Genomic DNA, 19,749 nt, shown 5'->3' with positions numbered 1-19,749 from the left:
GTCCTGGGGTCGCGAGAACTGGTTGAGTTGGTCGGGTCCGTGCGTAGCAGCAGATGAGCCGGCGTTTGTGTTGAAAATCGTCCGCAACTGCAAGAAAAGCGGCGGATATCTCCATCGTGCCGTGTGCGATCGGTGCGCCTCTAGCCGACCTTGACCGGTATCCGCGCTTCGATCCGGCTGAAGGCCAGGACGAGAATTCCGGTGATCGCCATATAGATCAACGCCAGCAGCAGCAAGGGCTCGTAGGTGAGGTAGGTATCCTGTCGCACCTTGGACGAGACGGCGAAGATATCGATCACGCTGATCGTCGCCACCAGCGGCGTCGACTTCAACTGCAGCACGGTCTCACCGGTCAAAGTCGGCAGTGCCCGGTAGAAGGCCTGTGGCAGCCAGATGCGCTGGAAGATCTTCCAGCGGCTCATACCGAAGGCGCGGGCGGCTTCCAGCTGTCCCTTGGGCACACCGGCAAAGGCGCCGCGCATCACCTCGCCCTCGTAACCGGCGAAGGACAGGGTCAGCGCCAGCACGCCATATGGCCAGGCCTGTCTGAGATAGGGCCACATCCAGGATTCGCGGATCCATGGATATTGCGGGAACAGCGAACCCAGCCCGTAGTAGAGCAGCCACAGTTGCAAAAGCAGCGGTGTGCCGCGGATGATGGTGCAGAAAACCTTCGCTGGCGCCGCAACCCAGATTGAACCGGCGGCCTGCGCCAGCCCGACCGGCACGGCGATCAGGAAGCCGAGCACGCAGGTGACGGCCAGGATCCACAGGGAGCGCCAGATGCCCATCAGGCCCAGTGCCCAATATTGCGGCAGCCAGTCCCAGCGCATGAAAAAGGCGGCTGACAGCACCAGCCCCAGAGCAATCACGATGAGGACGATGCGATGCGGCTGCAGCCATAGCGAGGCGCGCGCCGCCGTGTTGATGATGGCAGCCTCGCCCACCATCAGCGTGCATCCTTGATCGAAGGCATGCCGCGTCGCGCCCATTTCTCGGCGCGGCTGAGCAGGAGGTTGGAAAACAGCGTTACCGCGAGATAGAGCACGCCGGCGGCGAGATAGAATATCAGATAGGCCTTGGTGACGCCTGCCGCCTGCCGTGTCGCAAGCGTCAGTTCGAAGAAGCCGACGACGGCCAGCAGCGCGGTGTCCTTGGTCGCGATCAGCCACAGATTGGCCAGACCCGGAATGGCAAAGGGGAGCATTGCCGGCAGCGTGATGCGCCGCAGGAGAAGGCCGGGCGACATGCCGTAGGCGCGGGCGGCTTCGATCTGACCCTGCGGTATGGCGAGGATCGCGCCGCGCATGACTTCCGTCGAATAGGCGCCCTGGACGAAGCCAAGCACGGCTATGCCGGCCACCAGCCCGTTGATATCGACACGCTGGTAGCCGATCGCGGTGAGCACCTGGTTTATCAGGTCGGTGCCGGCATAATAGAGCAACAGGATCAGCACCAGTTCGGGCACGGCGCGCACCACGGTGGTGTAGACCGCAAGCAGGTCGCGCACGACAGGCCCGCCATAGAGCTTGCCATAGGCACCGCAGGTTCCGATGAACAGGCCGACGATCGTGGCGCCGACGGCGATCTCGATCGAATGCAGCAGCCCGAGCATGAGTGTCCCGCCCCAGCCGACCGGCGCGGGCGAGAGGAGTTCGATGATACCGGCCGCCGAGGCCTGAAGAAACGCGTCGATCAGCTTCGCCCCCGGATTGCTGGCGCTATCCGCCGACGTCAGTGGCCGACGGCAAGCACGCGTGGGAAGGGTCGGCCGGAGAGCATGACCCTGGCGTCATGCCCTCCGGCCAGTGCGAGGGGCGTCAGTTCGACTGCGTCGAGCCGCCGTAAATGTCGAAATCGAAGTACTTCTTCGAGATTTCGTCATACTTGCCGTTGGCGCGGATCGCCTTGATGCCGGCGTTGATCTTTTCCTTCAGGGCGGTGTCTTCCTTGCGCACGCCGGCGCCGACGCCCGGTCCGAGCACTTCGTCGTCCGGAGCCACCATGCCCTTCAGGTCGCAGCAGGCCTTGCCCTGGTCGGACTTGAGGAATTCGCCAAGAGCGATGGAGTCTGCCTGCACCGCATCGAGGCGGCCGGCGGCGAGATCCTGGTTGGCTTCGTCCTGGGTCTGGTATTCCTTGATTTCGGAGGCCGTGGCGCCGAAGTGCTTCTTGGCGTAAACGGCGTGCACGGTCGATACCTGGACGCCGACGACCTTGCCCTTGAGGTCATCCGGCGTCGAGCCGAACTTCTGGTCCTTCGGTCCGATGATCGCCGTCGGCGTGTTGTAATACTTGTCCGAGAAGTCGATCGTCTTCTTGCGTTCGTCGGTGATCGACATCGACGAGACGATGAGATCGATCTTCTTGGTGGTCAGCGCCGGAATGATGCCGTCCCAGGCAACGGGCGTGATGACGCAGTCGAGTTTCTCCTCGGCGCAGACGGCGTCGATGAAGTCGATCTCCCAGCCGACCCATTTGCCCGAAGCATCCGGCGAGGTGAAGGGCGGATAGGGCTCGGCGGCGACGCCGATCTTGACCGGGTCGGCCTTGGCCACGCCCATGGCGGCGACGCCGAGCAGCAGTGCCGCGGCGAATGTCTTCAGAACAGTCTTCATTTCGTGACTCCCAGTTTGTTGTTGGTTCCCGGTTTTCTTCCGTCCCGGCCTGTCCCTAGCCGATGTTGCGGATGAACTGCTTGAGCCTTTCGGATTTCGGCGCGCCGAAGATCTGTTCCGGCGGGCCTTCTTCCTCGACCAGCCCGTTGTAGAGATAGACGACATGGGTCGCGACCTCGCGGGCGAATTTCATCTCGTGGGTGACCAGCACCATGGTGCGGCCTTCGCGGGCAAGGTCGCCGATCACCTTCAGCACCTCGCCGACCAGTTCGGGGTCGAGCGCCGAGGTCGGCTCGTCGAACAGCATGACGCGCGGATTGATGGCCAAGGCGCGCGCGATAGCGGCGCGCTGCTGCTGGCCGCCCGACAGATAGGCGGGATAGACGTCACGCTTTTCGGCAAGGCCGACGCGCGCCAGCAGCTTTTCGGCCTGGGCGATCGCCTCGTCGCGCCTGACGCCCAGCACATGCACCGGAACCTCGATGACGTTTTCGATCAGCGTCATGTGGCTCCACAGATTGAAATTCTGGAACACCATGCCGAGCTTGGAGCGGATGCGCTCGATCTGCTTGCGGTCGGCCGGAACGGTGTGGCCGTGGCTGTCCGCCTTCAGCTTGATCTCCTCGCCATTGACGCGGATGATGCCGCTGGTCGGATTTTCGAGGCAGTTGATGCAGCGCAGCAGTGTCGATTTGCCCGAGCCTGAGCCACCGATGATGGCGATCACCTCACCATCGCGCGCCGACAGCGACACGCCCTTCAGCACATGCAATTCGCCGAATTTCTTGTGCAGGTTTTCGACATGGATGGCTTCGGCGGCGCCGTCCTGCGCCGTTTGTTCGAGGACGGATGCGGCGCCCTGCGCCATCATCCCTTCGACGCTCCGCGGAGCGGTCGAGCCCATCGCTGCTGGATTGTTTTACCCATTACCCATCACTGGACAGAGTTCCCATTCTCAAGATGGACCGTTCCGCTTGCCTCCGTCAACCATGGTTTTTGGACCATTGATCACGGCTTGCTGTAGTGGTTAGTGGCGGAAGGGATGTTTCGGGAGAATTTAGTGGGCAAAACATACGGTTCGCAGTCCATGGCAGGACCGCTCAAACGCGTGCTGATGCGGTCCGCGTCCAGTGCCATGCGCCACGCCAAGGCGCGGGAATGGCACTATGGCCCAGGCTTTGACCCGCAAAAAGCCGCCGCCCAGCATGAGCGGCTGACGCAGCTGGTCGCGGCTTCAGGTGCCGAGATCGAATGGCTGACGGACGCCGATGACGGGCTGGCCGATTCCGTCTTCACCCACGACCCTTCGCTGATGACCGATCACGGCGCTATCATCCTGTCCATGGGCAAGGCACTGCGCAGGCCGGAGCCCGGCCTGCACGAGGCCGCCTACACCAGCATGGGCATTCCGATCCTTGGCCGCATCGAGCATCCCGGCCAGGTGGAAGGCGGTGACTGCGTTTGGGTCGATGCCGGCACGCTGGCCATCGGCCGCGGCGTACGCACCAACCAGGACGGCATCCAGCAGCTCGCCAACCTGCTCTCGCCCAAGGGCATACAGGTCTATGGCTTCGATCTGCCGCTGTGGCACGGCGAAGAGGCCTGCCTGCATCTGATGTCGGTGATCAGCCCGCTCGCCGACGATCTGGCTTTGGTCTATTCGCCGCTCCTGCCGGCGGCTTTCTACCAGATGCTGCGGGCACGCGGCATCAAGCTGGTCGAGGGCGATGCCGATGAATTCATGGCTTCCAGCGGGCTCAGCCTCAACGTGCTGCCGACCGCGCCGCATCAGGTGATCGCCGTCGCAGGTTTTCCCAAGACGGCGGCGGCCATGGAGGCGGCCGGCTGCACGGTCTCCACCTTCGAGGCGGATGCTCTGTGCATCGCTTGCGAGGGCGGCCCGACCTGCCTGACACGTCCGGTGCTGCGCCAATGACGACAGCTGGGACGACCATTGGGCCGACCATCGGCGAGGCCCTCATCACGCTGCTCGAAGCCCACGGCGTCGACACCGTCTTCGGCATTCCCGGCGTCCACACGGTGGAGCTCTACCGTGGCCTGGCGCGCTCGAAAATCCGCCATGTCACGCCGCGCCACGAACAGGGCGCCGGCTTCATGGCCGACGGCTATGCCCGCGCCAGCGGCAGGCCGGGTGTCGCCTTCGTCATCACCGGACCGGGGCTGACCAATACGATCACCGCCATGGGCCAGGCGCGCGCCGATTCGGTGCCGATGCTGGTCATCTCGGGTGTCAACGCCACGCCGACACTGGGCAAGGGGCTTGGCTTCCTGCATGAGCTGCCGGATCAGCGCGGCATGATGGAAAAGGTGGCGCTGTTGTCGCAGCGTGTCACCGAGGCCAGCGAACTGCCCGGGGCGTTGGCACGGGCCTTCGCCCTGTTTTCGTCCTCGCGGCCGGGTCCGGTGCATATCGAGATCCCGACCGATGTCATGGTCAAGCCGGCTGACGATATCGCGGCGCTGCTGAGCAATGCGGCACCGCCGGCGCCGGACGGCGCGGCAATTGCCGGTGCAGCCAAACTCATCGCGGCAGCGCGCCGGCCGCTGATCCTGGCCGGCGGCGGCGCCAAGGGTGCCGAAGCGCCATTGCGGCGCCTGGCCGAGAAACTCGGTGCGCCCGTCGTCGAGACCACCAATGCGCGGGGTCTGCTGCACCGCCACCCGCTCTGCGTGCCGGCAAGCCCCAGCCTGAAGGCGGTCCGCGCGCTGATGGCCGAGGCCGATCTGGTGATTGCCGCCGGCACCGAATTCGGTCCGACGGATTATGACGGCTACGGCGATGGCGGCTTCGTTCTGCCTTCCAACCTGATCCGCATCGACATCGGCGCCGACCAGCTCGCGCGCCGGCCGGTGACGATCGGCATCCAGGCCGACTGCGCCGAGGCGATCGAGGCCTTGCTCGCCGCGACCGGCTCCGCTCATCCTGCGGCGCCAGACGGCGAGGCACGCGCCGCCGCGGCGCGGAGGTCGGCGTTCGCCGAGCTCAGCCCGGCGTATGTGGCGCAGGTGCACGCGGTGGAAATGATCCGTGACGCCTTGCCGGGCGCCATTGTCGTCGGCGATTCGACGCAGCCGGTCTATGCCGCCAACCTCTACTACGACCACGACCGGCCAGGCGGCTGGTTCAACGCCGCCACCGGCTTCGGCGCGCTTGGTTACGGCCCACCGGCGGCGATCGGCGCGGCACTTGCGGTGCCCGACGCGCCGGTTGTCTGCCTGACCGGAGACGGCGGTTTCCAGTTCACGCTGCCCGAACTCGGCGCGGCACTCGATGCCCAGGCACCGGTCATCTTCGTGGTCTGGAACAACAGGGGCTATCGCGAGATCGAGACCTCTATGCTCGACGTCGGTGTGGAACCTGTCGGGGTGTCGCCGGCGCCGCCGGATTTCTGCAAGCTGGCCGAAGCCTATGGCATCGGCGCCGAGCGGCTGGCCGACATCGGCGCCTTGCCGCAGGCGTTGAGGCAGGCGCGGGCGACCGGGTTGCCGCGTGTCATCGAAATCACGGTCGATTGAGCGCCAAGGCCGGCGTTGATTTTTCAACCTGTATCGGCCATTCGCCGGCTTGCCTGTCGCACGGTGCGAGCCGCAGGGCCGGCGAATCGCGATGGCCAGCGAACTGACGCATGCAAAGACGCTACAACTGCCATGTCGAGATATCAGTTGAGTGATCGCCCGAAAGGCGCGACGCTTCGCGTCGGCGCGGCGCAACAAGCGAAATAATTATAAGAATACGACAGGAGCGATCCAGGATGACGGAAACACTTCAAGGCAGGCATATCGTCGTGACCGGCGGAACCGGTGCGCTCGGCGGCGCTGTGGTTGGCCGGTTGCTGGAGCAGGGCGCGATCTGCCATGTGCCGAACGCACATGCCGCGGCACCCCAGCATTTTCCTTTCGCCGCGCACGAGAGCGTCAAGCTGGCGCACAATGTCGACCTGTCGGACTCCGCCAAGGTTGAAGGCTTCTACGCCCAGGTTCCCGCCTTGTGGGGATCGATCCATCTCGCCGGCGGTTTCGCCATGGCGCCGGTGGAAAAGATCGAATCGGCGTCCTTTGCCGAGATGATGGACACCAACGCCCGCACCACCTTCCTGTGCAGCCGCGCGGCTATTCGTTCGATGCTGGCTTCGGGCACATCAGGCCGCATCGTCAATGTCGCCGCGCGCGCCGGGCTTGACCCCAGGCGCGGCGCCGGCATGGTCGCCTACACGGCCAGCAAGGCGGCGGTCGCGGCCATGACGGTGGCGATGGCCGAAGAGCTCAAGGCCAAGGGCATCCTGGTCAATGCCGTGGCGCCGTCGACGCTCGACACGCCGGCAAACCGCGCCGACATGCCGGATGCCGATTTCACCAAATGGGTCAGCCTCGAAGCGGCTGCCGAAGCCATCGCCTATCTCGCCTCGCCCGCCAACCAGGCAATGAGCGGAACGCTGGTGCCGCTCTACGGTCGGGCGTAGCTCCGTTATCGAACGACCAGGCTTTCGCCAAAGAAAAACCCCGCCGGATCGCTCCGGCGGGGTTTTGTTTTGGGGGTGGAAGAAGAGGCTTAGTTGCCCTGCTTCTTCAGCGCGGCACCCAGGATATCGCCCAGCGAAGCGCCGGAGTCGGTCGAGCCGTACTGGGCGACCGCTTCCTTCTCTTCGGCGATTTCCAGCGCCTTGATCGAGACCTGCAGCTTGCGGGTCTTCTTGTCGAAGGCGATGACGCGGGCATCGACCTTCTGGCCGACGGTGAAGCGCTCGGGGCGCTGCTCGTCGCGGTCGCGGCTCAAGTCCGAGCGCTTGATGAAGGTCTCGATGCCGCTGTCGACCAGCCGCACTTCCAGACCGCCATCCTTGACGCCGATGACCTCACAGGTGACGACGGCGTTCTTGCGCAGTTCGCCTGAAGTCGCCGCTTCGCCGACCGAGTCGCGGGCCAGCTGCTTGATGCCGAGCGAGATGCGCTCCTTCTCGATGTCGACGTCGAGCACCTGCGCCTTGACGATGTCGCCGCGATTGTACTCTTCGATGACCTGCTCGCCCGGACGGGTCCAGTCGAGGTCGGAGAGGTGCACCATGCCGTCCACGTCGCCTTCCAGGCCGATGAACAGGCCGAACTCGGTCTTGTTCTTGACCTCGCCCTCGACCTGGCTGCCGACCGGATGGTTGCGCGCGAAGGCTTCCCACGGATTCTCAAGCGTCTGCTTGAGGCCGAGCGAGATGCGGCGTTTGGCCGGATCGACCTCGAGCACCACCACGTCGACTTCCTGGGTCGTCGACAGGATCTTGCCGGGATGCACGTTCTTCTTCGTCCACGACATTTCCGAAACGTGGATGAGGCCTTCGATGCCCGGCTCCAGCTCGACGAACGCGCCGTAGTCGGTGATGTTGGTGACGGTGCCCTTGATCTTCTTGCCGATCGGGAACTTCGTGCCGATCTCGGACCACGGATCGCTCTCGAGCTGCTTCATGCCGAGCGAGATTCGGTGGGTTTCCTGGTTGATGCGGATGATCTGCACCTTGACCGTCTGACCGATGTTGAGGATTTCGGTCGGATGGTTGACGCGGCGCCATGCCATGTCGGTGACATGCAGCAGGCCGTCGATGCCGCCGAGGTCGACGAACGCACCGTAATCGGTGATGTTCTTGACCACGCCTTCAACAACCTGGCCTTCTTCGAGGTTCTGCACGATTTCCGAACGCTGTTCGGCGCGGCTTTCCTCGAGCACGGTGCGGCGCGATACCACGATGTTGCCGCGGCGGCGATCCATCTTGAGGATCTCGAAGGGCTGCGGGTTGTGCATCAGCGGAGACACGTCGCGGATCGGGCGGATATCGACCTGGCTGCGCGGCAGGAAGGCCACGGCGCCGTCGAGGTCGACGGTGAAGCCGCCCTTGACCTGGTTGAAGATGACGCCTTCGACGCGCTCACCCTTGGTGAACTTCTCTTCGAGGCGGACCCAGCTCTCTTCGCGGCGGGCCTTCTCACGCGAAAGCATCGCTTCGCCAAGCGCGTTCTCGATGCGCTCGACATAGACTTCGACGGTGTCACCGACCTTGAGGGTGGTGTCCTTGCCCTTGACGCCGAATTCCTTCAGCGGCACGCGGCCTTCGACCTTGAGGCCGACGTCGATGATGGCCATGTCCTTTTCGATCGCGGTGATCGTGCCCTTGACGACCTGACCTTCGCCGGAATGGCCGGTGGTGAATGATTCTTCGAGCAGGCTCGCGAAATCGTCGCGAGTGGGATTTGCAGCTGACATTGTTTCTCCTGGAGTGCCCCGCATCTCTAAGCGGGACGGGCGCCGTGGGTTAGCGTTGCGTTGGCCTGCCGGCGTTCCGGGCTTTAAAAAGCCCTGGGCCGCTTTGAAGCGGCAATTCCGGCGCATGAAGAATGCTGGCAGGCTGGTTCGTGCCCGATATGGGTATTTTCTTCGCTTCCGGCAACGGAAACAGCACGAAAACCCGGATCAGGCCTTGTTTCTCCTGGCCAGCACGTCGTCGATAACAGCCATGGCCGCGAGAAACGCGGCTTCTATAGCCATTTCGCTGGTATCAAGCAAGTGCGCGTCGGCGGCCGGCTTCAAGGGCGAGTCGGCACGGCCCATGTCGCGCTCGTCGCGGCGCACGATGTCGGCGAGGATTTCGGCGAAATTGGCGGTGCCACCGATGCTTTCGATCTCGGCCAGCCGGCGCTTGGCCCGCACTTCGGCGCTCGCCGTCACATAGAGTTTGATGTCGGCGTCGGGGCAGACGACAGTGCCGATGTCGCGCCCGTCCAGCACCGCGCCCGGCGGCGTCTTGGCAAACGCGCGCTGCTTCTCGACGAGGATGCGCCGCACCGTCGGGAACACCGCGACCTTCGAGGCCGCCTCGCCGACGGCATGCGCCGACAGCACCGCGCGGTCGAGCTTTGCCAGATCGACCTGACGGGCGGCGGTTTCGGCCGCCGAGACATTGTCGAGCGGCAGCGCATGCTGGATCAGCGCATAGGCCACCGCGCGGTAGGTGAGGCCGGTGTCGAGCAGGTTCAGCCGGTAATGGTCAGCGAGCCGCCGGGCCAGCGTGCCCTTGCCGGCACCGGCGGGGCCGTCGATGGCGATGGTGAAGGTGTGTGTCATGGCCCCTTAAAGCTGTCGGGGAAAAAGTTGACAAGGGCGACTTAGCCGTCGGGCTTGTTTTGCTTCCCAAATACGCGCGCTATCAACAAGGGCACGATGCCGACGAACATCGCGCTTGCGGCAAGACCCGTGCTGAGGACAGGCAATCCGGCCAGTTTTTCCATGCCAAATCGCGCAAGTACCAAACTAAGACCGCCATAGCTGAGGAATACCCAGCACATCAAAGTCAAATTGTGTCTGCGTTCAACGGCGGCGTCAGCGCGACTGTCTCGCCATGCTTTGACAAACACCTCCTTGAAGTCGGAAAGGCCAGGAAATTCTACCGGTATCGAAGATCGGGCGGCAAACCTTTTGACGTGAGCAATCGCCTGAAAGCGGGCGATGCTCAGGGCCGTGTTGCCTGCCGCATAGACTATCGCCGCGAGTACGAGCCAATGTGTGGCGACGTGTCCGGCATACCAAAGCAGCGAGAGACCGGCGAGTGGGATCGCGGTTACAATCGCGACCCAATACTCGCGATCGAGTCGCTTTTTTATGAACTCATGTTGCTCGGGCGTAATCTTGTAGGAGCCGGTTCCCCTGCGAAAGGAGACGATGATGAAGCCGTCGTCCGTTTTCGACCCGTTGCGCATATTTGATTGAAATTCTCAGTTAACGCGCGGCAGGCCAGACAAGCGCCCGGGATAAAGAAAACAACCATCCCAGCGCATGGCCGAAAAAATAAACGCTGAGGATCGCATAGCCGCCCATTACGAAGAATATCGCATTTGAGGGCACGTCGGCTTTGATAGGTTCAAGCAGCCAACCAAAATGCAGGCCGTGGGCACAGCCTATCGGTCCACAGGAGGAACCTATACTCGCAATGGTTAGGCCGACCCAAAATGCCGCGATCAAACCGAAGCGCACGAGTGAGTAGTTCCGCTCGTGGATCATCTTGGCGACTGATATCGCCTTCGCGATGGTCAAAACGACGCTTCCTGCTACTGCAAGCAAAATCGAGGCAAGAATACCCATGGCTCTCCCCAACATCTGCTTGACCTTGAAGGACGGGCCTTAAAGAACAATTGAGTTGATAGCCGAATCTGACGACAATCCTGGCTTTAGGAAATCTCTGCCCCCAACCCCTTCATCAAATCCATGAACTCCGGAAAGCTCGTCGCGATCATCGCCTGATCGTCGATGGTGACAGGCTTTTCCGTCGCTAGCCCCATGACCAGAAAGCTCATGGCGATGCGGTGGTCGAGATGGGTTTGCACCGTCGTATCCTGGCCGTTGGGATGCCCGCCCAGGCCCTTGCCGCCCGGCCTGCCGCGCACGGCAAGCGACGCCTCGCCCTCGGTGCAGTCGACGCCGTTGAGCTTCAGCCCGTTGGCGACGGCCGACAGCCGGTCGGATTCCTTGACCCGCAGTTCTTCCAGGCCCTGCATCAGAGTCTCGCCCTCGGCGAAGCTGGCGGCCACGGCCAGCACCGGGTACTCGTCGATCATCGACGGTGCCCGCTCGGGCGGCACGGCGACGCCTTTAAGCTCGGAATAGCGCACGCGCAGGTCGGCGACATCCTCGCCGCCGGCATTGCGCGGGTTCAAGATGTCTATCTTGCCGCCCATTTCCTGCAGCGTCAGCAAAAGTCCGGTCCGGGTCGGGTTCATCAGCACGTTTTCAATCACAATGTCCGAACCCGGCACGATCAGCGCCGCGACCAGCGGGAAGCCGGCCGAGGACGGGTCGCCGGGCACGGCGATGGTCTGGCCGGTCAGCTTGCCCTGGCCCTCGATGAAGATGTGGCGCACGCCGCGTTCGTCGGTCTCGACCGACAGGTTGGCGCCAAACCCCTTGAGCATCTTTTCGGTGTGGTCGCGCGTCATCACCGGTTCGATCACCGTGGTGATGCCGGGCGTGTTGAGGCCGGCAAGCAGCACCGCCGACTTCACCTGCGCCGAGGCCATTGGCACGCGGTAGGTGATCGGGGCGGCGTGCTTGGGGCCATGCAGCGTGATCGGCATGCGGTCGCCCGGCGTTGCCTTCAGCACCTGCACGCCCATCTGGCGCAAGGGTTCCAGCACGCGGCCCATCGGCCGGCCCGACAGCGAGGCGTCGCCGATGAAGGTGGTTTCCATGTCATAGGTGCCGACGAGGCCCATGGTAAGCCGTGAGCCGGTGCCGGCATTGCCGAAGTCGAGCGGGCCTTCCGGCTGCAAGAGCGCGCCGTTGCCGGTGCCGCGGATCACCCACTCGGCGCCGCGCTTCTCGATATGCGCGCCCATGGCCTTCATGGCCGCGCCCGTGCGCATCACGTCCTCACCCTCCAGCAGGCCGGTGATGCGGGTTTCGCCGGAGGCGAGACCGCCGAACATGAAAGAGCGGTGCGAGATCGACTTGTCGCCCGGCACCCGGGCCGTGCCGGAAAGGGCTTGAGATTTGCGGGCGGTGGCCGGCTTGGCAGCGGCGGCGTGAGACATGGAATTTCCCTGGACGGAATGCCGGCGGGCCGGCGCTTTTCATTTGTTGCGGCGGTCTCGTATCACGGCGGGGCGAAATGGTCATCCCCATGGTCGTCACTTGCCGCGAGGCCTTTCAGGACTTGGTTTTGTGACGCCGGCTTTTGGCTTTGACAGCGCCGCAAACAGTGGTTAAGGGGACCACTCTTTTATTCACGAGGCTTGCCGTGGCAAAAACCGAACTTGGCACAAAGCGTATCGATCCCGAAACGGGTCGAAAATTCTACGACCTGAACAAGGACCCGATCGTCTCGCCCTATACCGGCAAGACCTATCCGCGTTCCTATTTCGAGGAGGGCAAGATCGCCGCCATCGAAGAGGAAGAGGAAGTGGCCGAGAAGGAAGTGGACGCCGAGGACGAAGAGGGCGTTGAAGTCGTCTCGCTCGAAGAGGCCGACGAGGACGTCAAGGGTGACGACCTGCCGGATCTCGGCGATGACGAGGACGTTGATCTCGGCGACGACGAGGATGACACCTTCCTTGCCGACGAAGAGGAAGAAGACGACGACGTTGCCGACATGATCGGCGTCGGCGACGACGACGACGAGGTCTGATCGACCCGAGGGACAGGCGTTTGCAGGCTTTCTTGGCCTGTGAACAAAAAGCCGGCATTGAAGGCTTGATATCTGGGAAAGGCGGGGTTAGAAGCCGCCTGCACTAACGGCGCGGTGTTCCAACCCGCGCTGATCTCTTCGCCGGAAACGGCGCCGGTTGACTGCCGGAAGTGGGGCCATAGCTCAGTTGGGAGAGCGCTTGAATGGCATTCAAGAGGTCGTCGGTTCGATTCCGATTGGCTCCACCAAACAGTCTCTCAGCCAACCGCAACCGGTGAAAATGGGTCGCACGGCCCCGTTCGCGCTCGCCTCAGGCGATCCGGAAACAAGCTCCGCTCACCATGGTTCGCCGACAATCCGGGGTGATTGCCGGGATAGAGCCGGTTCTCGATGCGGGTCTCCGCCTCGCTGCCGCGCCGCTCCTCCCCAAACAGCGCTCGCCGTCTGCTGCCCATTTGGGCGAGATCGATGACGACGCCTCGCGCCGGGCTCTCCTCGGCCTGCTTCTCGGCTCCGGTCACATTCTCGGCATCGCGGCCGCCATGCGCGACTCGCCCATTCGCCGGCATCCTGGGAGAAATCGCTGCCGTGATACTCCCAATAGGCGAAAAAGCAGGTTCTCGGGCTCACGCAGGAAGATGGAGTAGTTGCGGATGTTGGCGCGGCTGATGACTTTCCAGCACGTGTGGCCAGACGGCGGCGTGAACGCGCTTGTCTTCGGCGATCGCCTAGGCCTTCAGGCCGATGCAAAGTCCCATTCTCCGCATGTGCGGGCCGTCTCCGGTGCGGGTTCAGCCGAGAAGGTCGGCGGCGACTTCGAGCGTGTTGCGGAATGACGTCTCGAGATGGTGCTCCATTGCCTTCGCGGCGCCTTCGGCATCGTGTCGCTTCAGCGCGTCAAGGATGGCCTCGTGCTGCTCGATCGTCTGTTCGCCATAGCCGGGCTTGGGAATGGCGAGATAACGGCCACGATCCATCTGCGCCTTGGAAATGTCGACGGCCCGCCAGATCATCGGCAGGCCGCAGATCTCGGCAATGGTACGATGGAAGACGTCGTCGAGCTGGATCGCGGTGGCGTACCGCCCGCGCGATATGGCCAGCCGGTGCGCCGCCATGTTGTCCTCAAGCAGTTCGGCGGCTGCGGGCGTCAACTTCACGGCCGCACGCCTGGCGCTCTCCATCTCGAGCGCCCGGCGGATCACATAGGCCTCTTCCAGGTCGGCCCGGCTGATCGGCGCGACATAGGTGCCGGTCTGCGCCAGGATCTTGACCAGGCCCTCGTCGCTGATGCGCTTGACCGCTTCCCGAACCGGCGTCCGTGAGACACCGAGTGCCTCCGCGATGGCCACCTCGTTGATCACTTCCCCCGGCTTCATCTGTCCGACGACGATCAGATTACGGATCTTCTGATAGATCTGATCGCGGAGCGGCAGAGCCCGATTGAGGGTCGTGGGGTCCAGGTCCATGGCAGATCCGTAGCTTCGTTCACCGGAAATGATCAGATTATATTAGAATGTAAATTGGAATGCACCCAATGCGCGTGGGAGCCCGGCTCACCCGGGCCGGCCCTTCGGGCGTCTCCGCCCTTATGGTCCGAAGAGAAAAAATCTAATCGTGGGCAACGATTTAGAATAAACTAACTCTACAGAATTTATAGAATAAGCAATCTGCATCGGCGATCTGTTTTCCGGACAGGACCACGCCATGCCAGCCCTTCTGCGCCCGCTTTCAACGCCGTCAGGTATAGCCCGCCGCTGGATCGCGGGAGGCCGGCCGTGACCGGGGACGTTTCCGATCGCAACAAGCTTCTCCGCTTCCCGCCGACGCTTGGCGACAGCCATTATCCCGGCACGACCGAAGGCGGCAGGGCCGTCGATCTCCCCTATCCGATAGAGGTGGCGAAAGCCGCCGACATGCTGCACCATCCGGTGCGATGGAAGGACTCGATCCTCCGAAAATATATCCCTAGTGGCGACAGTCCGCCGCTGCACGCCTGGAGCTGATTTCCCACCGGCGGGCGGACGGTCCGCACAGCAAAACTTCGACCATCAAGAGGCCCACTGCCATGTCAAACCCAACAGTCGTCGGCTTTTCCGGCAACATCACCCGGCCGTCAAAGACGCGCGCCTTCGTCGATCTGGTCACCAGGGACATCGCCGCGCGCCATGGCCTGTCGGCGAGCACCTATGACATAGAGGATGTCGGCCCATCGCTGGGCACGGCAAGGTGGGCGCGCGACCTCGACGGCCAGGCTCAACCGATCCTGGCCCAGATCCTCGCGGCCGATGTGCTGGTGGTCGGTTCGCCGACCTACAAGGGCAGCTACACCGGCCTGTTCAAGCATTTCTTCGACCTGATCGATCCGGCCGCGCTCCGGGGCAAGCCCATCGTGCTGACCGCGACCGGCGGCGGCGAGCGCCATGCCCTGATCGTCGAGCATCAGCTGCGGCCGCTGTTCGGCTTCTTCGAGGCCTTTGCCCTGCCGACCGCCGTCTATGCCACCGACAAGGATTTCACCGACGGCGTGCTGCGCTCCGAGGCCATACTGAAGCGCGCGGCGCAGGCGGTCGACGAGGTCGGCTTCGTGCTCGCCAACCGCTCGGCCGGCAGGATCGCCGCCGAATAGCAACCGATCGAAACCCGCACGGGCGGCACCCTCGCTTACGTGCCATTTACGACCGCCCGCTACAAAGTTCCTGTCTGATTCGTCCGGGACGGGAACACCATGAGCAAAGCCCTCACGACCTTCGCACTCGTCGCGGTGCTGACCGCCTTGCTGATGGCGTTGAGCCTGGCGGTGGCGCGGCATGGCTATCCCTATGGCGCGATCGGCGTCAGGCGCCTCGACGGCATTGCCGATGCTGGAACCTTCATTCCGCTGGCTGCCGTCTTTTTCTTCAGCGCGCTGTTGATGATGATCCTGCCGATCAGGGCGGCCAGCATCGTGCTGACCCATGCCGCAGACGCGATCTTCTGGACGGTGATCGTGCTGTTCGCCACCATCGTCGGCGGCCTGCTCGCCCGATGGGCTTTCGGTCAGGGCAACGCTCTCATGGCGTTGCTGAACTGGCGCTTCCTGTTTGCCGTGGCGGTCGTCGGTTGCCACTTCGTCATGAACGAACTGCGCCGCAACGTGCTGTTGCGCAGCCTGTTCTTCGTGATCTTCGCCGCCGCGACGCTGGCCTGCCTGTTCTGGTCGTTCACGCTCTGACCTGGCTATTTGCCGGCCGCGATGTGGCCCGCAGCCTGCGTCACCCACGTCCAGAGATAGGCCGCGAGACCGCGGTCGACATGGATGCGCAGCTTGCTTTCATGGCGATAGACGATGGCGCTGATGCCGGCGAAGGACAGTGCCGCACTGGCGCTTGACTGTCCGGGATCGAGCGTCGTTCCACGGGCGATGAAAGCGTCAAGCGCCGCACCCTCTGCCTCGAACACCTTTAGCCCGGCGCTGATCTCCGTCACCGCGAACCCTTGGCTGAACCACCCCGTGGCCATGCCGATGGGCGTGGCCGACACGGCAAGCAATCGGTCGCGTGCCAGACGAACCGAATAGCGTGCGCCCTCGGCCAGGCCGAACGCACCGACGGCCGTTCCATCGAAGCCGGATGCCTCGGCCCATGCCGCAAGGTCGCCGCTAACCAGACGTTGGTGCAGCCCGGCTACCGCACCTATCCTGAGCCCCGGCACCTCGATCGTGGCGTTCCGCCAGTCAGGTGCAACCGACCATTTTTCCGCCAGATCACGCATGGAGCCGCTCTCCCGCCGGGTCGAAGGCACAAGGGGCGGCAATCGTCGCCGTCCGAACCTTGCCGAGATGCTGGATTTCGATCGTCTCACCGTGGCGGGCCGCGCCGCGCTCGATCAGGCCAAGCGCGACAGGCCGGCCAAGCGTCGGGCTCTGGTAGCTCGAGGTGACGAAGCCCTGGCTGTGCAGTCTGCCGTCGTTCCGCTTGATGCCGTGAGCGCCAGTTGGGAGCGGCGCTTCGCCAGACGGCACTGTCAGTCCGACAAGCTGCAGGCGGTTGCCGCGCGAGGCCTCCTCGGTGAACAGCGAACGGCGGCCGACATATTCGGTCTGTCGTTTGGTGCGGGGCGCTTCGCTGCCGAGGTCGTGCGGCAGCGTGGTGCCGTCGGTATCCTTGCCGATGACGATAAAACCTTTCTCGGCGCGCAGGATCATCAGCGCCTCGAGGCCGATGATAACGGCGTCGAACGCCTGGCCGGCCTGGCGCAGATGCGCCCATAGCGGCTCGGCGCGATCGGCTCGGATCGAAATCTCATAGCTCCTGTCGCCGGTGAAGCTGACGCGGGCGACGCGGACCTCGTCACCGTCATAGCTGCCATGGCCGATCGCCATATGCGGCAGGTCGGCCTCGTCGAGCGAGAGGCCGAGATCGAGTGTCTGGAGCAGCTTGCGGGCGTTCGGCCCCGAAACGGTCAGCGTCGCCATGTCCGATGTGGCGTTGTGGATATAGACCGCGTCGCGGCCAAATCGGTCCTGGCGCCATTCTTCCAGCCGCGCATGCACGGCAGCGACATGCGAGGATGAACACGACACGACGAAGCGATGCTCGTCCAGCCGAACCAGCACGCCGTCATCGAAGACCACGCCGTTCTCCGACAGCATGAAGCCGTAGCGGCAGCGGCCCGGCTTCAGCGTCGACATGGTGTTATAGTAGAGGAAATCGACGAACTCGGCCGCCTTCGGGCCGATCACCTCGATCTTGCCCAGCGTCGAACCGTCGAACAGCGCGACCGACTGGCGCGCGCGCAACGCCTCGCCCTGGATGGCGCGATCCGCGTCAGCGCCGCGACCGCCATAATGGGCCGGCCGCAGCCAGCCGCCATATTCCTGGAAGACGGCGCCGCCGGCGCGGTGCACGCTCTCCAGCGGCAGCCTGCGCACCGGTGCCATCAGCTCGCCGACGCGCGCGCCGGCAAAGCTTGCCAGCGGCACCGGCGTGAAGGGCGGACGGTAGGTGGTGGTGCCGACTTCCGGCACCGTGCGGCCGGTGATGCCGGCCATCAGCGCCAGGCCGGGCAGGTTGGAGGTCTTGCCCTGGTCGGTTGCCATGCCGAGCGTGGTGTAGCGCTTCAGGTGCTCGACCGAGACGAAGTTTTCGCGCGCCGCCAGTTCGACGTCCTTTACCGTCACGTCGTTCTGGTAGTCGATCCAGATGCGCCCTTTCGAACCGGGCACCGGCCAGGCCGCCGCTACGCCGCCCGTTGCTTCCGGTCCCGTGCTGCGCGGCACGGCTGCCTTTGTCTGGCCGAGCAAGCCAACAGCTTTCTCCGAGCCGGCGAACACCTCCGACAAGGAGACCGCGCCAGCCGCGGCGCCGACGGCCGAAATGCCGTCGACCGGATCGCCTGGCAGGAAGGCGGCGCGTGCGTCGCTCCAGGTCAGCTTGCCCTTGGCCTGGCCGAAGAGATGAATGGTCGGCGTCCAACCGCCCGAGACCAGCACGCAATCGGCATCGAGCCTGGTGCCGTCATCCAGTGTTACGCCCTCGACCCGCAGTTTGCCCCTGGCGGAAGCAAGCGCCCTCCCTTTGACCAACCGTACCTTGGGCGGTGCGTCGGGCATGCCGTCACGCCTGATGTCGACGAGCGTGACTTCGGCGCCGGCCTCGGCCAGCGCACCAGCGACCTCGTAAGCACTGTCATTGTTGGTGGCGGCGACGATGTGCCGCCCAACCAGCACCGCATGGCGCCTGAGATAGGCAAGTGCCGCGTCCGCCGACAGGATGCCCGGAAGGTCATTGTTGGCAAAGGGCAGCGGCCGTTCGATGGCGCCGGTCGCCAGCACGATCTGGCGCGGCCGGACCCGCCATAGCGTGTCGCGCCGGCCATCGAAATGACGCTGGTTCAGCCCGACCAGATTGTGGTCGTAAATGCCGAAGGCGGTGGTCGCTGTCAGGACCAGGTGACCGCCCGTACCAAGTTCCGCAACCGTCTCCTCGACCCACACGGAAGCTGGCTTGCCGTCGATCTCGCCGGCGCGGTGGCCAAGGGATCCACCTGGCCTCTGCTGGTCGTCGACCAGCGTGACGGAGAGGCCGGCGCCTGCCGCCAGCCTGGCCGCCGCCAATCCGGCTGGTCCCGCGCCGACAACCAGCACGTCGCAATGATGGTTGATCTGGTCAGCCATCCCCGGCGATGTCCAGTCGGTGTCGGCCTTGCCCAGTCCGGCCATGGCGCGGATGCGCGGCTCGAACATGTGCCAGTCCGGCCACATGAAGGTCTTGTAGTAAAACGCCGCCGGAATGAAGCGCGAGAAGCGGTCGAGGAAGGCGTTGCGGTCGGCCAGCGCGCTGGGCGTCGCGTTGACGCTTTTCGCCACCAGCCCGTCGCGTGCCGGCTCGGTCGTGGCGCGCGTGTTCGGCGTTGCCTGCGGGCCGCCGACATCGACCAGCGCGTTTGGCTCCTCGACGCCGGCGCCCCAGATGCCGCGCGGCCGGTGATATTTGAAGCTGCGGCCAACGACCGCGACATCGCCGGCCAGCAGCGCCGAGGCGATGGTGTCGCCGGCAAAGCCGTCCACGGTTGCGCCATCGAAGCTGAATCGGATCGGGCGCGAGCGGTCGATGGCGCTGCCGCCGGTGGCGAGGCGCGAGGCGGTCACGCCGCGTGCTCCCCGCCAAGGGCGGTCGAGGACAGCACCTTGTGCGTTACGGTGTCACGTTCCATGACGAAGAACTCGCCGCAATTCATGTGCACCCAAATCTCGCGCGCCGCGCCTTTCGGGTTGCCGCGCAGATAGAGATATCCGGCCCAGCGGTCGATCGGCACGTCGGCGCCGTCGGGCCTGGCATTGCCGGCATCGCCGCCATAGTGGAACTCGGTCTCGTCGCGCGGGCCGCAGAACGGGCAAGGGAAGAGCTGCATGATTGCCTCTGGTCTTTAGTCGTTATGCATGTCGTTGCCCCAAACCGCTGCACACTTTTGGG

At 64.2% G+C, this 19,749-nt stretch carries 21 protein-coding genes, 1 tRNA gene and 1 pseudogene; 8 read left to right on the top strand and 15 right to left on the bottom strand.

Annotated features, from left to right (window positions below; translation table 11 throughout):
* Positions 1-140: 140 nt before the first annotated feature.
* From AC07UC_RS01575 to AC07UC_RS01560, 4 genes are all read right to left on the bottom strand, one after another.
* A complete protein-coding gene (locus AC07UC_RS01575; protein ID WP_202324861.1) occupies positions 141-950 on the bottom strand; it encodes an ABC transporter permease in 810 nt (269 codons plus the stop codon).
* On the bottom strand, positions 950-1,615 hold the full coding sequence (locus AC07UC_RS01570) for an ABC transporter permease (RefSeq protein WP_140770101.1): 666 nt from the start codon (positions 1,613-1,615) through the stop codon (positions 950-952). The genes AC07UC_RS01575 and AC07UC_RS01570 overlap by 1 nt, the downstream gene beginning before the upstream one ends.
* A 205-nt stretch (positions 1,616-1,820) precedes the next feature.
* Positions 1,821-2,618: a transporter substrate-binding domain-containing protein gene (locus AC07UC_RS01565; protein ID WP_056569263.1), complete on the bottom strand. Its 798-nt coding sequence runs from the start codon at positions 2,616-2,618 to the stop codon at positions 1,821-1,823.
* 55 nt (positions 2,619-2,673) lie between these two features.
* Positions 2,674-3,489, bottom strand: a complete 816-nt coding sequence (locus AC07UC_RS01560) for an ABC transporter ATP-binding protein (protein ID WP_494903628.1) — start codon at positions 3,487-3,489, stop codon at positions 2,674-2,676.
* A gap of 216 nt (positions 3,490-3,705) precedes the next feature.
* On the opposite strand from AC07UC_RS01560, the gene AC07UC_RS01555 reads away from it, so the two are divergent.
* The 3 genes from AC07UC_RS01555 (at position 3,706) to AC07UC_RS01545 (ending at position 7,099) form a co-directional block, all read left to right on the top strand.
* Positions 3,706-4,554: a dimethylarginine dimethylaminohydrolase family protein gene (locus AC07UC_RS01555; RefSeq protein ID WP_494908877.1), complete on the top strand. Its 849-nt coding sequence runs from the start codon at positions 3,706-3,708 to the stop codon at positions 4,552-4,554.
* Positions 4,551-6,155 (top strand): 5-guanidino-2-oxopentanoate decarboxylase, encoded by a 1,605-nt coding sequence (locus AC07UC_RS01550; protein WP_494903626.1) that lies wholly within the window; start codon positions 4,551-4,553, stop codon positions 6,153-6,155. The genes AC07UC_RS01555 and AC07UC_RS01550 overlap by 4 nt, the downstream gene beginning before the upstream one ends.
* Positions 6,156-6,391: 236 nt before the next feature.
* Positions 6,392-7,099, top strand: coding sequence for an SDR family NAD(P)-dependent oxidoreductase (locus tag AC07UC_RS01545; protein ID WP_494903624.1), 708 nt, complete (start codon positions 6,392-6,394; stop codon positions 7,097-7,099).
* A gap of 89 nt (positions 7,100-7,188) precedes the next feature.
* Here AC07UC_RS01545 and rpsA read toward each other — a convergent pair whose 3' ends face one another.
* The 5 genes from rpsA to aroA all read right to left on the bottom strand — a co-directional run bounded on the left by rpsA (position 7,189) and on the right by aroA (position 12,203).
* Positions 7,189-8,886 (bottom strand): 30S ribosomal protein S1, encoded by a 1,698-nt coding sequence (rpsA, locus tag AC07UC_RS01540; protein WP_140770095.1) that lies wholly within the window; start codon positions 8,884-8,886, stop codon positions 7,189-7,191.
* A 207-nt stretch (positions 8,887-9,093) separates the two neighbouring features.
* Positions 9,094-9,744 (bottom strand): (d)CMP kinase, encoded by a 651-nt coding sequence (cmk, locus tag AC07UC_RS01535; protein WP_494903622.1) that lies wholly within the window; start codon positions 9,742-9,744, stop codon positions 9,094-9,096.
* Positions 9,745-9,785: 41 nt separating this feature from the next.
* Positions 9,786-10,376, bottom strand: a complete 591-nt coding sequence (locus AC07UC_RS01530; RefSeq protein ID WP_494903620.1) for a hypothetical protein — start codon at positions 10,374-10,376, stop codon at positions 9,786-9,788.
* Positions 10,377-10,395: 19 nt separating this feature from the next.
* Positions 10,396-10,758 carry a hypothetical protein gene (locus tag AC07UC_RS01525; protein ID WP_494903618.1) on the bottom strand — a complete coding sequence of 121 codons (363 nt, stop codon included), beginning with the start codon at positions 10,756-10,758 and terminating at the stop codon, positions 10,396-10,398.
* Between the two features lie 86 nt (positions 10,759-10,844).
* Entirely contained in the window at positions 10,845-12,203 is a 1,359-nt protein-coding gene (gene aroA, locus AC07UC_RS01520; RefSeq protein WP_494903616.1) for a 3-phosphoshikimate 1-carboxyvinyltransferase, read from the bottom strand.
* A gap of 206 nt (positions 12,204-12,409) precedes the next feature.
* On the opposite strand from aroA, the gene AC07UC_RS01515 reads away from it, so the two are divergent.
* Entirely contained in the window at positions 12,410-12,796 is a 387-nt protein-coding gene (locus tag AC07UC_RS01515) for a TIGR02300 family protein (RefSeq protein WP_140770089.1), read from the top strand.
* A gap of 172 nt (positions 12,797-12,968) precedes the next feature.
* A tRNA-Ala gene (locus AC07UC_RS01510) sits at positions 12,969-13,044 on the top strand.
* Positions 13,045-13,053: 9 nt separating this feature from the next.
* Here AC07UC_RS01510 and AC07UC_RS01505 read toward each other — a convergent pair.
* From AC07UC_RS01505 to AC07UC_RS01495, 3 genes and pseudogenes are all read right to left on the bottom strand, one after another.
* Positions 13,054-13,365 (bottom strand): hypothetical protein, encoded by a 312-nt coding sequence (locus AC07UC_RS01505; RefSeq protein WP_494903614.1) that lies wholly within the window; start codon positions 13,363-13,365, stop codon positions 13,054-13,056.
* Positions 13,301-13,521: pseudogene (locus AC07UC_RS01500) on the bottom strand (L-rhamnose mutarotase); the annotation flags it as partial. The pseudogene AC07UC_RS01500 and the gene AC07UC_RS01505, both read right to left, overlap by 65 nt.
* A gap of 66 nt (positions 13,522-13,587) precedes the next feature.
* Positions 13,588-14,262: a GntR family transcriptional regulator gene (locus tag AC07UC_RS01495; RefSeq protein WP_056569295.1), complete on the bottom strand. Its 675-nt coding sequence runs from the start codon at positions 14,260-14,262 to the stop codon at positions 13,588-13,590.
* A gap of 309 nt (positions 14,263-14,571) precedes the next feature.
* On the opposite strand from AC07UC_RS01495, the gene AC07UC_RS01490 reads away from it, so the two are divergent.
* From AC07UC_RS01490 to AC07UC_RS01480, 3 genes are all read left to right on the top strand, one after another.
* Positions 14,572-14,799: a hypothetical protein gene (locus tag AC07UC_RS01490; protein WP_140770088.1), complete on the top strand. Its 228-nt coding sequence runs from the start codon at positions 14,572-14,574 to the stop codon at positions 14,797-14,799.
* Between the two features lie 62 nt (positions 14,800-14,861).
* Complete coding sequence (msuE, locus tag AC07UC_RS01485) at positions 14,862-15,422, top strand: FMN reductase (RefSeq protein WP_483121208.1); 561 nt, start codon at positions 14,862-14,864, stop codon at positions 15,420-15,422.
* Between the two features lie 99 nt (positions 15,423-15,521).
* Entirely contained in the window at positions 15,522-16,007 is a 486-nt protein-coding gene (locus AC07UC_RS01480; RefSeq protein WP_140770084.1) for a hypothetical protein, read from the top strand.
* A gap of 5 nt (positions 16,008-16,012) precedes the next feature.
* Here the strand turns inward: AC07UC_RS01480 and AC07UC_RS01475 are convergent, their stop codons facing one another.
* From AC07UC_RS01475 to AC07UC_RS01465, 3 genes are read right to left on the bottom strand one after another with little or no spacing between them, the layout of a single operon-like run.
* Positions 16,013-16,546 carry a hypothetical protein gene (locus AC07UC_RS01475; protein ID WP_494903610.1) on the bottom strand — a complete coding sequence of 178 codons (534 nt, stop codon included), beginning with the start codon at positions 16,544-16,546 and terminating at the stop codon, positions 16,013-16,015.
* Positions 16,539-19,424, bottom strand: a complete 2,886-nt coding sequence (locus AC07UC_RS01470) for a sarcosine oxidase subunit alpha family protein (protein WP_494903608.1) — start codon at positions 19,422-19,424, stop codon at positions 16,539-16,541. Before AC07UC_RS01470 ends, AC07UC_RS01475 begins: the two co-directional genes overlap by 8 nt.
* Positions 19,421-19,687: a sarcosine oxidase subunit delta gene (locus AC07UC_RS01465; RefSeq protein WP_494903606.1), complete on the bottom strand. Its 267-nt coding sequence runs from the start codon at positions 19,685-19,687 to the stop codon at positions 19,421-19,423. Before AC07UC_RS01465 ends, AC07UC_RS01470 begins: the two co-directional genes overlap by 4 nt.
* Positions 19,688-19,749 lie beyond the last annotated feature (62 nt).

It is taken from the genome of Mesorhizobium sp. GW821-FHT04C10, assembly GCF_059420305.1.
Note: the sequence above shows the minus strand (reverse complement) of the source record. Positions and strands in the feature narration are given on the sequence as shown.

What these genes read in the sequence shown, in the direction of transcription:
- AC07UC_RS01550 (WP_494903626.1), top strand. Translation starts at nt 4,551, where the DNA reads ATGACGACAGCTGGGACGACCATTGGGCCGACCATCGGCGAGGCCCTC.
- AC07UC_RS01545 (WP_494903624.1), top strand. Translation starts at nt 6,392, where the DNA reads ATGACGGAAACACTTCAAGGCAGGCATATCGTCGTGACCGGCGGAACC.
- rpsA (WP_140770095.1), bottom strand. Translation starts at nt 8,886, where the DNA reads ATGTCAGCTGCAAATCCCACTCGCGACGATTTCGCGAGCCTGCTCGAA.
- AC07UC_RS01475 (WP_494903610.1), bottom strand. Translation starts at nt 16,546, where the DNA reads ATGCGTGATCTGGCGGAAAAATGGTCGGTTGCACCTGACTGGCGGAAC.
- AC07UC_RS01560 (WP_494903628.1), bottom strand. Translation starts at nt 3,489, where the DNA reads ATGATGGCGCAGGGCGCCGCATCCGTCCTCGAACAAACGGCGCAGGAC.
- AC07UC_RS01555 (WP_494908877.1), top strand. Translation starts at nt 3,706, where the DNA reads ATGGCAGGACCGCTCAAACGCGTGCTGATGCGGTCCGCGTCCAGTGCC.
- AC07UC_RS01495 (WP_056569295.1), bottom strand. Translation starts at nt 14,262, where the DNA reads ATGGACCTGGACCCCACGACCCTCAATCGGGCTCTGCCGCTCCGCGAT.
- AC07UC_RS01570 (WP_140770101.1), bottom strand. Translation starts at nt 1,615, where the DNA reads ATGCTCGGGCTGCTGCATTCGATCGAGATCGCCGTCGGCGCCACGATC.
- AC07UC_RS01525 (WP_494903618.1), bottom strand. Translation starts at nt 10,758, where the DNA reads ATGGGTATTCTTGCCTCGATTTTGCTTGCAGTAGCAGGAAGCGTCGTT.
- AC07UC_RS01565 (WP_056569263.1), bottom strand. Translation starts at nt 2,618, where the DNA reads ATGAAGACTGTTCTGAAGACATTCGCCGCGGCACTGCTGCTCGGCGTC.
- msuE (WP_483121208.1), top strand. Translation starts at nt 14,862, where the DNA reads ATGTCAAACCCAACAGTCGTCGGCTTTTCCGGCAACATCACCCGGCCG.
- AC07UC_RS01480 (WP_140770084.1), top strand. Translation starts at nt 15,522, where the DNA reads ATGAGCAAAGCCCTCACGACCTTCGCACTCGTCGCGGTGCTGACCGCC.
- AC07UC_RS01575 (WP_202324861.1), bottom strand. Translation starts at nt 950, where the DNA reads ATGGTGGGCGAGGCTGCCATCATCAACACGGCGGCGCGCGCCTCGCTA.
- cmk (WP_494903622.1), bottom strand. Translation starts at nt 9,744, where the DNA reads ATGACACACACCTTCACCATCGCCATCGACGGCCCCGCCGGTGCCGGC.
- aroA (WP_494903616.1), bottom strand. Translation starts at nt 12,203, where the DNA reads ATGTCTCACGCCGCCGCTGCCAAGCCGGCCACCGCCCGCAAATCTCAA.
- AC07UC_RS01465 (WP_494903606.1), bottom strand. Translation starts at nt 19,687, where the DNA reads ATGCAGCTCTTCCCTTGCCCGTTCTGCGGCCCGCGCGACGAGACCGAG.
- AC07UC_RS01530 (WP_494903620.1), bottom strand. Translation starts at nt 10,376, where the DNA reads ATGCGCAACGGGTCGAAAACGGACGACGGCTTCATCATCGTCTCCTTT.
- AC07UC_RS01505 (WP_494903614.1), bottom strand. Translation starts at nt 13,365, where the DNA reads ATGCCGGCGAATGGGCGAGTCGCGCATGGCGGCCGCGATGCCGAGAAT.